This is a genomic window from Pseudomonas sp. SIMBA_068, from assembly GCF_046534705.1.
Taxonomy (GTDB): Bacteria; Pseudomonadota; Gammaproteobacteria; order Pseudomonadales; family Pseudomonadaceae; genus Aquipseudomonas; species Aquipseudomonas putida.
Genome location: NZ_JAWRYI010000011.1, coordinates 29,485 through 43,871 on the forward strand (window position 1 = coordinate 29,485; position 14,387 = coordinate 43,871).

The following is a 14,387-nucleotide window of genomic DNA, read 5'->3' on the forward strand; positions in this document are numbered from 1 at the left end:
CCCGCAAAGCAGACAGCATGCCGCGCAAACTCCTGGATATCCCCCAATTCACCCAACTGCCGGCCCCGGTGTACTTCCGCCACGACGAGTTCGTTGCCGACACCCACAGCGCCGTGCACTGCCACGCCTGGGGCCAGCTCAACTACTCCGCTCACGGCGTGATGCACCTGGATGTGGCCGGCCAGCGTTTTCTGTCACCGCCGCAATACGCTGTTTGGGTACCGCCCGACACCGCCCATGGCTGCTACAACCCGCAGGCCATCGTCTACCGCTCCATCTATCTCGACCGCAGCCTGTGCACAGCCCTGCCGCAGCAACCGTGCAGCCTGATGATCAGCGATATCCTCAAGGCCATCCTTGGCGACTTCGCCCGGCGTGACCTGAAGGTGGCCGAGGACGAGCGCGACCAGCGCCTGGTGCAGGTACTGCTCGACCAGTTGCTGCTGGCGCCCACCCAGGCCTGCTACCTGCCGTTTGCCCACAGCGATGGCCTGCGCCAGGTACTCGATGGCCTCGGTGCCGAGCCCGGTGACAACCGCCCGCTGGCCGATTGGGCCGCCCGCGTGCATGTCAGCGAACGCACCCTGGCCCGCCAGTTCTTGCGCGAACTGGGCATCAGTTTTGGCGAATGGCGCGTGCGCCTGCGTTTTCTGCGTGCCATCGAAGCGCTGGAGGCTGGCCTGCCGATTCAGGCGATTGCTTTCGACCTTGGCTACAGCAGCGCGTCGGCGTTCATCGCCATGTTCCAGCGCCAGGCCCACTGCACACCCGAGCAGTACCGTCGGCAGGCCCGGGCGGGGCGCTGAAATTCTTGGCTACACTCTGCTCGACCCCCGTGCGTCGGGCACGGAGCCAAGGAGACCACTCCATGAAAGTGCTGCAAATTCCATTGCTGGTGTTGGCGGTGTTGTTCAGCGCCCAAGGCTTCGCGGCCAATACCGCGCAGCAGGAAAAAATGAAAACCTGCAACGCCGACGCCACTACCAAAGCCCTGAAGGGCGATGAACGAAAAGCCTTCATGAGCACCTGCCTGAAGAAGGACGTGCCACAAACCCAGCAGGAGAAGATGAAGACCTGCAACGCCGACGCCACCACCAAAGCTCTGAAGGGTGACGAGCGCAAGGCGTACATGAGCGACTGCCTGAAGAAGAAATGACCTGCGCCTATGCCTGCGCCGCCAAGGCTGGCAGACTGCGGGCATTCCCGCTGTCTGCCGTCGAGGCTGTATGACCTTTACCCCCCGTCAGATCACTCTGGCCAGCCTGATCATCGTCATGGCTGGCCTGCTGCTGGCTTTACCCCTGAAGTTGTTGCCCAGCCTGCTGGCCGGCCTGCTGGTGTTCGAACTGGTCAACATGCTGACCCCGCGCCTGCAACCGCTACTGGCCGGCCAACGCGCGCGCTGGCTGGCCGTAGCGCTGCTCGGTACGTTGGTGGTCATTACCTTGACGCTGTTGATTGCCGGTGCCTTCAGCTTCTTGTTGCACGAGGCGGAAAACCCCGGCGCCTCGCTGGACAAGTTCATGGCCCTGGTGGAGCGTGCCCGCGGTCAGCTGCCGCCCTTCATCGAGGGCTACCTGCCCGCCAGTGCCGCTGAGTTCAAGGTGGCCATCGGTGACTGGATCAAGAGCCACCTGAGCGACTTGCAACTGGTGGGCAAGGGCATGGCACACATGTTCGTGACGCTGCTGATCGGCATGATCCTGGGCGCGATCATCGCCTTGCAGCGCATCCCCGATGTTTCCCGGCGCAAGCCTCTGGCGGCAGCGCTGTTCGAACGGCTGAACCTGCTGGTGAAGGCGTTTCGCAACATCGTGTTCGCGCAAATCAAGATCTCGCTGCTCAACACGGCCTTTACCGGCATCTTCCTGGCGGTGGTGATGCCGCTGTTCGGCGTGCACCTGCCGCTGACCAAGACGCTGATCGTGCTGACCTTCCTGCTGGGCTTGCTGCCGGTGATCGGCAACCTGATGTCCAACACCCTGATCACCATTGTCGGCCTGTCGCTGTCGATCTGGGTGGCGGCGGCAGCGCTGGGTTACCTGATCGTCATCCACAAGGTCGAGTACTTCCTCAACGCGCGGATCGTTGGCGGGCAGATCAGTGCCAAGGCCTGGGAACTGCTGCTGGCGATGCTGGTGTTCGAGGCGGCATTCGGGCTGCCCGGCGTGGTGGCGGGGCCGATCTACTATGCCTACCTGAAGAGTGAGCTGAAGCGCGAAGAGCTGGTCTGACAGATTGCCGGGGCTGCAAAGCAGCCCCAAAAATGGCTCAGGCTGCGCCGTAACGCTTGCGGGCTTCGATGGCCAGGCCGCTACCAATGCTGCCAAAGATGTTGCCTTCCACATGCCGCGCATTCGGCAACATCGCCGACACACTGTTGCGCAGCGCCGGAATGCCGCTGGAACCGCCCGTGAAGAACACTGTGTCAACCTGGCTTTCGCTCACGCCAGCCTTGGCCAGCAGCTCGGTCACACTGCCGCGCACGCGCTCCAGCAGGCCTTCGATCGCCTCTTCGAACAGCGCACGGGTCAGCGCTGCGGTCAGTTCGGGCTCGACACGGCGCAGGTCGATGTGGCGGCTGTCTTGCTCGGTCAGCTCGATCTTGCTGGCTTCCACTTCCATCGCCAGCCAGTGCCCGGCGCGCTGCTCGATCAGCTTGAACAGGCGGTCGATGCCGAAACTGTCCTCGATGTCATAGCGCATGCTGCCCAGCGCCAGCTGCGACTTCTGCGAGTACAGGGCGTTGATGGTGTGCCAAGTGGCCAGGTTAAGGTGATAGCTGGTGGGCATCAGCGCGCCGCTTTTCATGCGGCTGCCGTAGCCGAACAGCGGCATCACGCCTTGCAGGCTCAGCTGCTTGTCGAAGTCGGTACCGCCGATGTGCACGCCGCCGGTGGCGAGAATGTCGCTTTGGCGTTCGGCGATCAGGTGGCGCTCGGGCGACAGGCGGATCAACGTGAAGTCCGAAGTACCACCACCGATGTCGACGATCAGCACCAGTTCTTCACGGCTGATGCCCGACTCGTAGTCGAAGGCCGCAGCAATCGGCTCGTACTGGAACGACACATCCTTGAAGCCGATCTTGCGCGCCACGTCGGCCAGGGTGTCCTCGGCCTCCTGGTCGGCAGCCGGGTCTTCGTCGACGAAGAACACCGGGCGGCCCAGCACCACCTGGTCGAATTCGCGGCCAGCGGCGGTTTCGGCGCGCTTTTTCAGCTCACCGATGAACATGCCCAGCAGGTCCTTGAACGGCAGGGCACTGCCCAGCACGCTGGTGTCGTGCTTGATCAGCTTGGAGCCCAACAGGCTCTTCAACGAGCGCATCAGGCGGCCTTCGTAGCCTTCCAGGTATTCGTGCAGTGCCAGGCGGCCATACACCGGGCGCCGCTCTTCGATATTGAAGAACACCACCGAAGGCAAGGTGATCTTGCCGTCTTCCAGGGCAATCAGCGACTCCACGCCAGGGCGGTGCCAGCCGACCGTGGAGTTGGAGGTGCCAAAGTCGATGCCCAGGGCGCGGGCCGGGGATACGTCAGACATGGGAAATCAGCTTCCGGAAGGAAAACGGCCGCGCAGTTTATGCCACTTGGCTACAGAATCAAGACCAGTCGTCTGCCATGGCGCAAACCCAAGGCGGTCTTGAAAGGCTATGCTTGACCCCTATCTTCTGTTGCAACACGCACATTCACATTGGTGATCCACAGATGGACTTCAAAGACTATTACAAGATACTCGGCGTAGAGCCCACGGCGGACGACAAGGCGATCAAGGCCGCGTACCGCAAGCTTGCGCGCAAGTATCACCCCGATGTCAGCAAGGAGCGCGACGCCGAGGACAAGTTCAAGGAGGCCAACGAGGCCTACGAAGTGCTGGGCGACGCGCAAAAACGTGCCGAGTTCGACGAAATTCGCAAGTACGGCGGCCAACATGGCCGGCCGTTCCAGGCACCACCGGGCTGGGAGAGCCGTGGCGGTGGCGGCGGCTTCGAGGGCGGCGACTTCTCCGACTTCTTCAGTTCGGTCTTCGGTGGACGGGGTGGCAACCCCTTCGGTGGTGCCCGGCAGCAGCAACGCAGTGCCGGCAGGCGAGGGCAGGATGTGGAGCTTGAACTGGCTGTGTTCCTTGAAGAGACCCTGAGCAAGGAGTCCAAGCAGATCAGCTTCCAGGTGCCGCAAACCAATGCCTTGGGCCAACGCACCGGCTTCACCACCAAGACCCTGAACGTGAAGATCCCGGCCGGTGTGACCGACGGTGAGCGTATCCGCCTCAAGGGCCAAGGCGCGCCAGGCAGCGGTGGTGGGGCCAATGGTGACCTGTTCCTGACCATCCGCATGGCACCGCACCCGCTGTTCGATGTCGAAGGACATGACCTGATCATCACTGTGCCGCTGGCACCGTGGGAGGCGGCGCTGGGCACCAAGGTTGCGGTGCCGACCCTGGAAGGCAAGATCAACCTGACCATCCGCCCCGACAGCCAGAGCGGCCAGCGCCTGCGTGTACCGGGCAAGGGCCTGGCGAACAAGAGCGGCGAGCGCGGCAACCTTTATGCGCAACTGAAAGTGGTCATGCCGCCGACCTCCGACGAGGCTGCCCGCGAATTGTGGGCCAAGCTTTCCGAGAAAGCGGCGTTCAACCCGAGGACACAATGGAGTAAGTGATCATGAGCAGCACCCTGATCGTTCAACTGGACATGCGTACCTTGTGTCAGGAAGCCGATGTCACGGCGGACTGCGTGATCGAGATCGTCGAACACGGCATTGTCGAACCCTCCGGGCGAACGCCTGAGGACTGGTTGTTCGACGATCAGGCGCCGTTGGTGGCCAAGCGCGCGGCGAAGCTGCACCAGGAGCTGGAACTGGAGTGGGAAGGGGTGGCGCTGGCGCTGGAGCTGTTGCAGGAAGTGCAGCAGTTGCGCAGCGAGAACACCATGCTGCGCCAGCGGCTGGGCAGGTTTACCCAGATGTAAACGCTGCATCGTCCCCTGTAGGAGCGGCACAAGGCCGCTCCTACAGGGATCGCGTCAGGCCTAAGTGCTCAGTTGGGTTCGGCTCCGGGGTTCAGTACCAGCTGCATGAAGGTCAGGTCCAGCCAGCGGCCAAACTTCACCCCCACCTGCGGCATCTGCCCGGTCACCACGAAGCCCAGCCGCTCATGCAGGCGCACCGACGCCGCATTGCCACTCTCGATGGCCGCCACCATCACATGCTTGCCACACCCGCGCGCACGCTCCACCAGCGCTGCCATCAACACCGGCCCCAGCCCTTTGCCACGCTGGTCTGCGCGGATATACACCGAGTGCTCAACGGTGTTACGAAACCCTTCAAACGGCCGCCAGTCGCCAAACGAGGCATACCCCAGTACACCCGTCTCATCCACTGCCACCAAAATGGGATACCCCTGCTGCGCCCGCGCTTCAAACCAGGCCTGACGGTTGCCGAGGTCAACCGGCGTTTCGTTCCAGATCGCCGTGGTGTTGCGCACCGCGTCGTTGTAGATGTCGAGGATGCCCGGCACGTCGGTGGGCAGGGCGTCGCGGATTTCGTAACTCATGACAGCGTCTCGCAGGGTCGTTGCTCGCAGATTAAATGGTTACCAGCCCGCGCACACCTTCGGCTTGCATGTTTTCGCCGCGGCCATGTTGCACGATCTCGCCACGGGCCATGACCAGGTACTGGTCGGCCAGTTCTTCGGCAAAGTCGTAGAACTGCTCCACCAGCAGGATCGCCATGTCGCCACGCTGGGCCAGGCGGCGGATGACCGCGCCGATCTCCTTGATCACCGAGGGCTGGATACCTTCGGTGGGCTCGTCGAGAATCAGCAGCCGTGGGCGGCTGGCCAGGGCGCGGCCGATGGCCAGCTGTTGCTGCTGGCCACCAGACAGGTCGCCGCCGCGGCGCTGCTTCATTTGCTCCAGCACCGGGAACAGTTCGTAGATGAAGGCGGGCACTTCGCGGGCCTCACGGGCCGGGAAGCGTGACAGGCCCATCAGCAGGTTTTCCTCGACGGTAAGGCGCGGGAAGATTTCACGACCCTGGGGCACGTAGGCGATGCCGGCCTGGACCCGTTGCTGGGGCTTGAGGCTGGTGATCGGCTTGCCCTCCCATTCGATGCTGCCGTCACGGGCGGGTACCAGGCCCATCAGGCAGCGCAGCAGGGTGGTCTTGCCCACGCCATTGCGGCCCAGCAGGCAGGTGACTTCGCCGACCTTGGCTTCGAAGGACAGGCCGCGCAGGATGTGGCTGCCGCCGTAGTACTGGTGCAGGGTGTCGATCTTGAGCATGTGAGTGTTCCTGAAAGAGTTACTGTGCCTGTACTGGCCCTTTCGCGGGCTTGTGGGAGCTGGCTTGCCGGCGATAGGGCCGGTACAGGCTTCAATGTCTAGCGGCCCAGATACACCTCGACCACCCGCTCATCCGCCTGCACCTGCTCCAGCGACCCTTCTGCCAGCACACTGCCCTGGTGCAGCACGGTCACATGGTCGGCAATGCTGCCGACAAAGCCCATGTCATGCTCCACCACCATCAGCGAATGCTTGCCAGCCAGGCCCTTGAACAGCTCGGCGGTGAACTCGGTCTCGGCATCGGTCATGCCGGCCACCGGCTCATCTAGCAGCAGCAATTGCGGCTCCTGCACCAGCAGCATGCCAATCTCTAGAAACTGCTTCTGCCCGTGCGACAGCAAGCCGGCCTGGCGCTGGGCCAGGGGCAGCAGGCGCAAGGTGGTCAGCACTTCTTCGATGCGCTGGCGCTGCTCGCCACCCAGGCGCGCGGCCAGGCTGGCCCACACCGACTTGTCGGTCTTCAGCGCCAGCTCCAGGTTTTCGAACACCGTCAGTGCCTCGAACACCGTGGGCTTCTGGAACTTGCGGCCAATGCCGGCCTGGGCGATCTGGTATTCGCTCATGCGGGTCAGGTCGAGGGTGTCGCCAAAGTAGGCGCTGCCAGTGTCGGGGCGGGTCTTGCCGGTGATCACGTCCATCATCGTGGTCTTGCCGGCGCCGTTGGGGCCGATGATGCAGCGCAGTTCGCCCACGCCGATATACAGGTTCAGCCCATTGAGAGCCTTGAAACCGTCGAAGCTGACGCTGATGTCCTCCAGGCTCAGCACCGTGCCGTGGCGGGTGTCGAGGCCGGCCTTGCGGCTTTGGCCCAGGCCGATCGCTTCGCGACCACTGCCGAGGGTGTCGAACACCGGTTCGAGCATGAACTCAGGGTGTACCGGGGGCACGCCTCTCATGGCTGGCTCCTTTTCTTCAACAGGCCGACCACGCCCTTGGGCAGGTACAGGGTGACAAGGATGAACAGCGCGCCGAGGAAGAACAGCCAGAACTCCGGGAAGGCCACGGTGAACCAGCTTTTCATGCCATTGACCAGGCCGGCGCCGAGCAGCGGGCCGATCAGCGTGCCGCGCCCGCCCAAGGCTACCCACACGGCGGCTTCGATGGAGTTGGTCGGCGACATTTCGCTGGGGTTGATGATGCCCACCTGCGGCACATACAGCGCGCCCGCCAGGCCGCACAGCACGGCGCTGAGCACCCACACCAGCAACTTGAAACCGCGTGGGTCGTAGCCGCAGAACATCAGGCGGTTTTCGGCGTCGCGCACGGCGGTGAGCAGGCGGCCGAACTTGCTGCGGGTCAGGCGCCAGCACAGGTACAGGCTGGCCAGCAGCAGGCCGACCGTGAGCAGGAACAGCACCGCGCGGGTACCTTGGGCGGCTATGTCGAAGCCGAGGATGGTGCGGAAGCTGGTGAAGCCGTTGTTACCGCCAAAGCCGGTTTCGTTGCGGAAGAACAGCAACATGCCGGCAAAGGTCAGGGCCTGGGTCATGATCGAGAAGTACACGCCCTTGATCCGCGAGCGGAAGGCGAACCAGCCGAACACCAGTGCCAGCAAGCCGGGCGCCAGCACCACCAGGCACAGGGCCCAGGCGAAATGCTGGGTACCGGCCCAGTACCACGGCAGCTCGGTCCATGACAGGAAAGTCATGAACCCCGGCAGGCCGTCACCCGCCGCCTGGCGCATCAGGTACATGCCCATGGCGTAGCCGCCCAGGGCGAAGAACAGGCCGTGCCCCAGCGACAGCAGGCCGGCATAGCCCCAGACCAGGTCCAGGGCCAGGGCGACGATGGCGTAGCAGAGGATCTTGCCGACCAGGGTCAGGGTGTACGCCGACACCTGCAGCGCGTGATCCGCCGGCAGCAGCGACAACAGCGGCAGGGCCAGCAACAGCAGCACGACGATGGCGCCGATGGCCAGGGTCAGGCGCGGCCCGGCCTTTTGCGTAGCGGTGACAAGCAGTGGCTGGTTCATCAGTCGATTACCCGTCCCTTGAGGGCGAACAGGCCTTGCGGGCGCTTCTGGATAAACAGAATGATCAACGCAAGGATGAGGATCTTGCCGAGCACGGCACCGATCTGCGGCTCCAGCAGCTTGTTGGCGATGCCAAGGCCGAACGCGGCCCAGAGGCTGCCGGCCAGCTGCCCGACACCGCCCAGCACCACCACCAGGAACGAGTCGATGATGTAGCTCTGGCCCAGGTCCGGGCCGACGTTGCCGACCTGGCTCAGGGCCACGCCACCAAGCCCGGCGATGCCAGAACCCAAACCGAAGGCAAGCATGTCGACGCGCCCGGTGGACACGCCGCAGCAGGCGGCCATGTTGCGGTTCTGGGTGACTGCGCGCACGTTCAGGCCCAGCCGTGTGCGGTTGAGCAGCAGCCAGGTGAGCAGCACCACGGCCAGGGCGAAGCCGATGATCACCAGGCGGTTGTACGGCAGCACCAGGTTGGGCAGCAGCTGAATGCCACCCGAGAGCCACGCCGGGTTGCTCACCTCGACGTTCTGCGCGCCAAACAGTAGGCGGATGGCCTGGATCAGCATCAGGCTGATGCCCCAGGTGGCCAGCAGGGTCTCCAGCGGGCGGCCGTACAGGTGGCGGATCACGGTGCGTTCCAGCGCCATGCCGACCCCGGCACTCACTGCGAAGGCCACCGGCAGGGCAATCAGCGGGTAGAACTCGATGGCGCCCGGGGCATAGCGCTGCACCAGCACTTGGACCATATAGGTGCTGTAGGCGCCGAGCATCAGCATCTCGCCGTGGGCCATGTTGATCACCCCGAGCAGGCCGAAGGTGATGGCAAGGCCGAGCGCCGCCAGCAGCAGGATCGAGCCTAGCGACAGGCCGCTGAAGGCCTGGCCGAGCAGTTCGCCCACCAGCAGCTTGCGTTTGACCTGGGCCAGGCTGGTTTCGGCAGCGGTGCGCACGCCCGGGTCGGCTTCAGCGTCGGGTTGCAGCAGCGCTTCGAGGCGGGTGCGGGCCAGCGGGTCACCGGTTTCGCCCAGCAGGCGCACGGCGGCCAGGCGTACTGCCGGTTCGCTGGCGCCCAGTTGCAGGTTGGCCAGGGCCAGGCCGATGGCGGCGTGCACGGCGGCATCCGGCTCGCTGGCGAAGCGCCGGTCGAGGAAGGCCATTTGCGCGGGCTGTGCGCTTTTTTGCAGTTGCTGGGCGGCGGCCAGGCGCGTTTCGCTGTTGTCGCTGAGCAGCTGGTGGCTGGCCAGGGCGTTGTCGATCAGGCCGCGCAGGCGGTTGTTCAGGCGCACCTTGCGGGTGTCGTCAGTGGCAATGCGGCCCTGGCGCAGGTTGTCGAGCAGTGGCAGGCGCGCGGCATCGGGTTGCGCCGCCCAGCTTTCGAGCAGGCGGGCCTGCTCGGCGGGCTTGGCGGTGAGGAAGAATTCGCCCTCGCTGGCCTGGGTGGCCATGGGGAGTAGCAGAAGCAGGGTGAGCAGCATTCTGAGCATGCGGGCAATCCTGGAATACAGTGGTGGATTCTTCGCGGGCTTGCCCGCTCCCACAGGTATTTCACTGGTCCAGAGGGCAGTGGGGACCTGTGGGAGCGGGCAAGCCCGCGAATGGGCCGCATAGCGGCCCCAGTGCACTCAGTTACCTTTCACTGCGTAGTCAGGTCGCTTGTCATTCCCTGGAATGAACGGGCTCCAAGGCTGCGCCCGCAGCGGCTGCTCGGTTTCCCACACCACACTGAACTGCCCGTCATCCTGGATCTCGCCGATCATCACCGGCTTGTGCAGGTGGTGGTTGGTCTTGTCCATGGTCAGGGTGAAGCCCGACGGTGCCTTGAAGCTCTGCCCGGCCAGTGCTTCACGTACCTTGTCGACGTCGGTGGACTTGGCCTTCTCGGCGGCCTGCGCCCACATGTGGATGCCCACGTAGGTGGCTTCCATCGGGTCGTTGGTCACCGCCTTGTCAGCGCCTGGCAGGCCCTTGGCCTTGGCGTAGGCCTTCCAGTCGGCGACGAACTTCTGGTTCACCGGGTTATCCACCGACTCGAAGTAGTTCCACGCTGCCAGGTGCCCCACCAACGGTTTGGTGTCGATGCCGCGCAGCTCTTCTTCGCCCACCGAGAACGCCACCACCGGCACGTCGGTGGCCTTCAGGCCCTGGTTGGCCAGTTCTTTGTAGAACGGTACGTTGGAGTCGCCGTTGACCGTGGAAATCACCGCCGTCTTGCCGCCGGCGGAGAACTTCTTGATGTTGGCAACGATGGTCTGGTAATCGGCGTGGCCGAACGGCGTGTACACCTCTTCGATGTCCTTGTCGGCCACGCCTTTGCTGTGCAGGAAAGCGCGCAGGATCTTGTTGGTGGTGCGCGGGTAGACGTAGTCGGTGCCCAGCAGGAAGAAGCGCTTGGCGCTGCCGCCGTCTTCGCTCATCAGGTATTCGACGGCAGGAATGGCCTGCTGGTTGGGGGCGGCGCCGGTGTAGAACACGTTCGGCGACATCTCTTCACCCTCGTACTGCACCGGGTAGAACAGCAGGCCGTTGAGCTCTTCGAACACTGGCAGCACTGACTTGCGCGACACCGAGGTCCAGCAGCCGAACACCACCGCGACCTTGTCCTGGGTCAGCAGCTGGCGGCTCTTTTCAGCGAACAGCGGCCAGTTGGAGGCCGGGTCGACCACCACCGGTTCGAGCATCTTGCCGTTCACGCCGCCCTTGGCGTTGATCTCGTCGATGGTCATCAGCGCCATGTCCTTGAGCGAGGTCTCGGAAATGGCCATGGTCCCCGACAGCGAATGCAGGATGCCAACCTTGATGGTCTCGGCGGCCTGGATGCTCCAGCTCAGGCCCATCGCCGCAATCGATGCGCTGAGGGTAAAAGCCTTGATCAGACTGCGACGCTTCATGTGCTCTCTCCGCTGAGTTTTTTAGAGTGTTGGGCAAGCGGGGAGGGGCGTTGCAAGGGGTGTGCCTAGTGGCGAAATGGGCGTAATAGAGGGGTTGTGCGAGGTGTTGGGGCGTTTGCGAGGTCCAGGTTGGTGCCTGGGACATTGATGTGCACAGGATTGGGGCTGCAGAGCAGCCCCCGAGGCTATCAGCCGTTGCGCACAGCCGAACGCGGATGGCGCCTGCTGCGTACAAACTGATAGGTCACCGCCAGCAATACGAACCAGATCGGCGTTACCACCAGCGCTGAACGCGTGTCTGCCTCCAGGCTCAGCAACACCAGAATGAAGGCAAAGAACACCAGGCACACGTAGCACATGAAGCGCCCGCCCGGCATCTTGTACTTCGACGCCTGATGCAGCGCCGCGCGGTTTTTGCGGTACTTCAGGTACGACAGCAAAATCAGCGTCCACACGAACATGAACAGCACCGCCGAAACCGTGGTCACCAGGGTGAACGCCTCGACCACGTTCGGCACCAGGTAGATCAGCACTGCACCGAGCAGCAGGCAGGTGCAGGAGAAGTACAGGCCGTTGGCCGGCACCGAGCGGCTCGAAAGCTTCTCGAACGCCTTGGGTGCATCACCCTCCTGGCTCAGGCCGAAGAGCATGCGGCTGGTGGAGAACACGCCGCTGTTGGCCGACGAGGCCGCCGAGGTCAGTACCACGAAGTTGATGATGCTGGCCGCCGCTGGAAGGCCGGCCAGCACGAACAGCTCGACGAACGGGCTCTTGCCCGGGACCACGTCGCGCCATGGGGTGACGGCCATGATCGCGATCAGCGCCAGCACATAGAACACGATGATGCGGATCGGGATCGAGTTGATCGCCCGCGGCAGGGTGCGCTCCGGGTTTTTCGCTTCGGCGGCGGTGGTGCCCACCAGCTCGATACCGACGAAGGCGAACACGGCGATCTGGAAACCGGCGAAGAAACCCATCAGCCCATGGGGGAACATGCCGCCGTCATTCCACAGGTTGGCCAGCTGTGCAGTGCGCCCGCTGGGCGAGGTGAAGCCGGTGATGACCATGTACAGGCCGGTAGCGACCAGGCCGAGGATGGCGATGATCTTGACCAGGGCGAACCAGAACTCCATCTCGCCGAACATTTTTACCGTCACCAGGTTCAGCGACAGCAGCAGCCCTACGCAGGTCAGCGCCGGTATCCACTGCGGCAGGTCGGGGAACCAGAACTGTGTGTAGGCGGCGATGGCGACCACGTCGGCGATACCGGTGACCACCCAGCAGAACCAGTAGGTCCAGCCGGTGAAGTAACCGGCCCAGGGGCCGAGCAGGTCGGCCGAGAAGTCGATGAACGATTTGTAGTTGAGGTTCGACAGCAGCAGTTCGCCCATGGCGCGCATGACGAAAAACAACATGAAGCCGATGATCATGTAGACGAAGATGATCGACGGGCCCGCCAGGCTGATGGTCTTGCCCGAGCCCATGAACAGGCCGGTACCGATCGCGCCGCCGATGGCGATCAGCTGGATGTGGCGGTTGGTCAGGTTGCGTTGCAGGTGCTGCTCTTCTTGTGGTTTTGGTGAAATTGCGGTCATAAGCTGCATTCCCTTGAAAGTCGCCGGCTAGGCTAACACGGGCGTTCCAATTCGAGATCGCGACAGATCGCCACGATTTTCAGATGGCAGCCGTGCTTCAGTAGGAAAAGTTCGACACCTTCGCCGGCCTCTTCGCGGGCAAGCCCGCGAAGAGGCCAGTGCAGGTTATGCAGGGCTCAGGCGCTGGCCAGCTCCCGACGGCGGCGCACCACCAGGCTGTCCACCACCCACATCACCACCATCGATACGCCCACCAACGGGAACATAAGCCCCAGCACCAGCATCACCCCCACCGCCGCCTTCCAGCGCGGCAGGTCATGGCGCAGCGGCGGCACACCCAGCCCGCCTTCAGGCCGGCGCTTCCACCACATCACCAGCCCGCTCACCGACCCCAGCAGAATCATCAGGCACACCAGCAGGATGATGATCTGGTTGAACGCCCCGAACATCTTGCCCTCATGCAGCATCACCCCCAGCTCGGTGGCGCGGGCGACCGGGCTGTAGTCCTGCCAGCGCACATCGGCCAGGACCTTGCCGGTGTACTGGTCGACATGCAGGGTGGCGTCGTTGCGAGGGTCGTCGGCGAACACGGCAATGGTGAACACACCGTCTGCCGTGGTCGGCAGGGTAATGCTGTATCCCGGCTCGACCTGGCGGGAGGTGGCGATGTCTTCGACCTGCTGCACGCTCACCTGGGGCGCTGCGGGCATGTCCGACATCATGTGGTGCCCGGCGTGTTCGGCGTGTGCGCCGGACTGCGGCATCGGCGTGTTTTCCATCGCCCAGGGCACGGTCTGGCGGTGGGCACTATTAAGCTCACCCGCCTGCTGGTCCGACTTGGGCACGTCGTTCCACATGGCTGCCGGGAAACGGTTCCACAAATCGGCGTACTGCTTGCCCCAAAGCCCGGTCCAGGTCATGCCGCTGACCAGCATCAGCAACAGCAAGGCCGAGCCCCAGAAGCCGGTAACCGCGTGCAGGTCGCGCCAGAACAACCGGCCGCGTGCCGACAGCCGTGGCCACAGCACGCCAGCGCCATTGCGCCCGCGTGGCCACCAGAGGTACAGGCCCGACACCACCAGCACGATGCCCCAGCCTGCGGCCAGCTCCACCAGGCGGTCACCGACCGTGCCAACCATCAGCTCGCCATGCAGGGCGCGGGCGATGGCCTGCAGGTTCTGCTTGGCGTCCTGCTCGCCGAGCACCTTGCCGCTGTACGGGTCGACGAACACGTTCAGCTCGCGCCCGCCGTCATGCACCACGAACTGCGCACTGCGCTTGGCGTTGATGGGCGGCAGGTACTGGCCGACGTGGCCTTTGGGGTAAGCCTGGCGCACTTCCGCCAGCATCGCATCGGCGCCCTGTCGGTGGTGGCCGGCTTCGACCACCATCAGGTCGCGGTACAGCAGCGGGTCGAGCTGCGGCTTGAACAGGTAGATGATCCCGGTGATCGCCAACAGGATCATGAACGGGGCCACGAACAGCCCCGCATAAAAGTGCCAACGCCAGGCCAGGTTATAGAAATTGGTGCGTGTTCCTCTCATGGGAACCTCCTGTTTGACCAGCAGAGGGGCGCAACCGAGGCT

Annotated in this window: 14 protein-coding genes; 5 read left to right on the forward strand and 9 right to left on the reverse strand. The window is 63.9% G+C overall.

Translation table 11 applies throughout. From position 1 onward, the window contains the following. Nucleotides 1-17: 17 nt before the first annotated feature. The 3 genes from SB756_RS22735 to SB756_RS22745 all read left to right on the forward strand — a co-directional run bounded on the left by SB756_RS22735 (nucleotide 18) and on the right by SB756_RS22745 (nucleotide 2,234). Nucleotides 18-806 (forward strand): AraC family transcriptional regulator, encoded by a 789-nt coding sequence (locus SB756_RS22735; protein ID WP_410911946.1) that lies wholly within the window; start codon nucleotides 18-20, stop codon nucleotides 804-806. Nucleotides 807-868: 62 nt separating this feature from the next. Then, nucleotides 869-1,156, forward strand: coding sequence for a PsiF family protein (locus SB756_RS22740; protein ID WP_341796891.1), 288 nt, complete (start codon nucleotides 869-871; stop codon nucleotides 1,154-1,156). Between the two features lie 70 nt (nucleotides 1,157-1,226). Beyond that, on the forward strand, nucleotides 1,227-2,234 hold the full coding sequence (locus tag SB756_RS22745; RefSeq protein WP_016501849.1) for an AI-2E family transporter: 1,008 nt from the start codon (nucleotides 1,227-1,229) through the stop codon (nucleotides 2,232-2,234). A gap of 37 nt (nucleotides 2,235-2,271) precedes the next feature. Here SB756_RS22745 and SB756_RS22750 read toward each other — a convergent pair whose 3' ends face one another. Continuing rightward, nucleotides 2,272-3,543, reverse strand: coding sequence for an Hsp70 family protein (locus tag SB756_RS22750; protein ID WP_016501848.1), 1,272 nt, complete (start codon nucleotides 3,541-3,543; stop codon nucleotides 2,272-2,274). 164 nt (nucleotides 3,544-3,707) lie between these two features. Here SB756_RS22750 and cbpA point away from each other — a divergent pair, with 164 nt between their 5' ends. Then, nucleotides 3,708-4,661: a curved DNA-binding protein gene (cbpA, locus tag SB756_RS22755; protein ID WP_410911948.1), complete on the forward strand. Its 954-nt coding sequence runs from the start codon at nucleotides 3,708-3,710 to the stop codon at nucleotides 4,659-4,661. A gap of 2 nt (nucleotides 4,662-4,663) precedes the next feature. After that, nucleotides 4,664-4,969 (forward strand): chaperone modulator CbpM, encoded by a 306-nt coding sequence (locus SB756_RS22760; protein ID WP_016501846.1) that lies wholly within the window; start codon nucleotides 4,664-4,666, stop codon nucleotides 4,967-4,969. Between the two features lie 68 nt (nucleotides 4,970-5,037). On the opposite strand, the gene SB756_RS22765 is transcribed toward SB756_RS22760, so the two are convergent. The 8 genes from SB756_RS22765 to SB756_RS22800 form a co-directional block, all read right to left on the reverse strand. Further along, entirely contained in the window at nucleotides 5,038-5,553 is a 516-nt protein-coding gene (locus tag SB756_RS22765; protein ID WP_410911950.1) for a GNAT family N-acetyltransferase, read from the reverse strand. A 31-nt stretch (nucleotides 5,554-5,584) separates the two neighbouring features. Next, nucleotides 5,585-6,283: an urea ABC transporter ATP-binding subunit UrtE gene (urtE, locus tag SB756_RS22770; RefSeq protein WP_043200837.1), complete on the reverse strand. Its 699-nt coding sequence runs from the start codon at nucleotides 6,281-6,283 to the stop codon at nucleotides 5,585-5,587. A 98-nt stretch (nucleotides 6,284-6,381) separates the two neighbouring features. Beyond that, complete coding sequence (gene urtD / locus SB756_RS22775) at nucleotides 6,382-7,239, reverse strand: urea ABC transporter ATP-binding protein UrtD (RefSeq protein WP_338745388.1); 858 nt, start codon at nucleotides 7,237-7,239, stop codon at nucleotides 6,382-6,384. Next, nucleotides 7,236-8,315, reverse strand: a complete 1,080-nt coding sequence (gene urtC / locus SB756_RS22780; protein WP_258654149.1) for an urea ABC transporter permease subunit UrtC — start codon at nucleotides 8,313-8,315, stop codon at nucleotides 7,236-7,238. Before urtC ends, urtD begins: the two co-directional genes overlap by 4 nt. Continuing rightward, nucleotides 8,315-9,802 carry an urea ABC transporter permease subunit UrtB gene (gene urtB, locus SB756_RS22785; RefSeq protein ID WP_084966625.1) on the reverse strand — a complete coding sequence of 496 codons (1,488 nt, stop codon included), beginning with the start codon at nucleotides 9,800-9,802 and terminating at the stop codon, nucleotides 8,315-8,317. Before urtB ends, urtC begins: the two co-directional genes overlap by 1 nt. Before the next feature lie 138 nt (nucleotides 9,803-9,940). Continuing rightward, nucleotides 9,941-11,206, reverse strand: coding sequence for an urea ABC transporter substrate-binding protein (gene urtA, locus SB756_RS22790; RefSeq protein ID WP_016395201.1), 1,266 nt, complete (start codon nucleotides 11,204-11,206; stop codon nucleotides 9,941-9,943). A gap of 188 nt (nucleotides 11,207-11,394) precedes the next feature. Next, nucleotides 11,395-12,801, reverse strand: coding sequence for a D-serine/D-alanine/glycine transporter (cycA, locus tag SB756_RS22795; RefSeq protein ID WP_016501840.1), 1,407 nt, complete (start codon nucleotides 12,799-12,801; stop codon nucleotides 11,395-11,397). 176 nt (nucleotides 12,802-12,977) lie between these two features. Next, the gene (locus SB756_RS22800; RefSeq protein WP_410911954.1) at nucleotides 12,978-14,345 is read right to left on the reverse strand and encodes a PepSY-associated TM helix domain-containing protein; all 1,368 of its coding nucleotides are present in this window, start codon (nucleotides 14,343-14,345) and stop codon (nucleotides 12,978-12,980) included. Nucleotides 14,346-14,387: the final 42 nt, after the last annotated feature.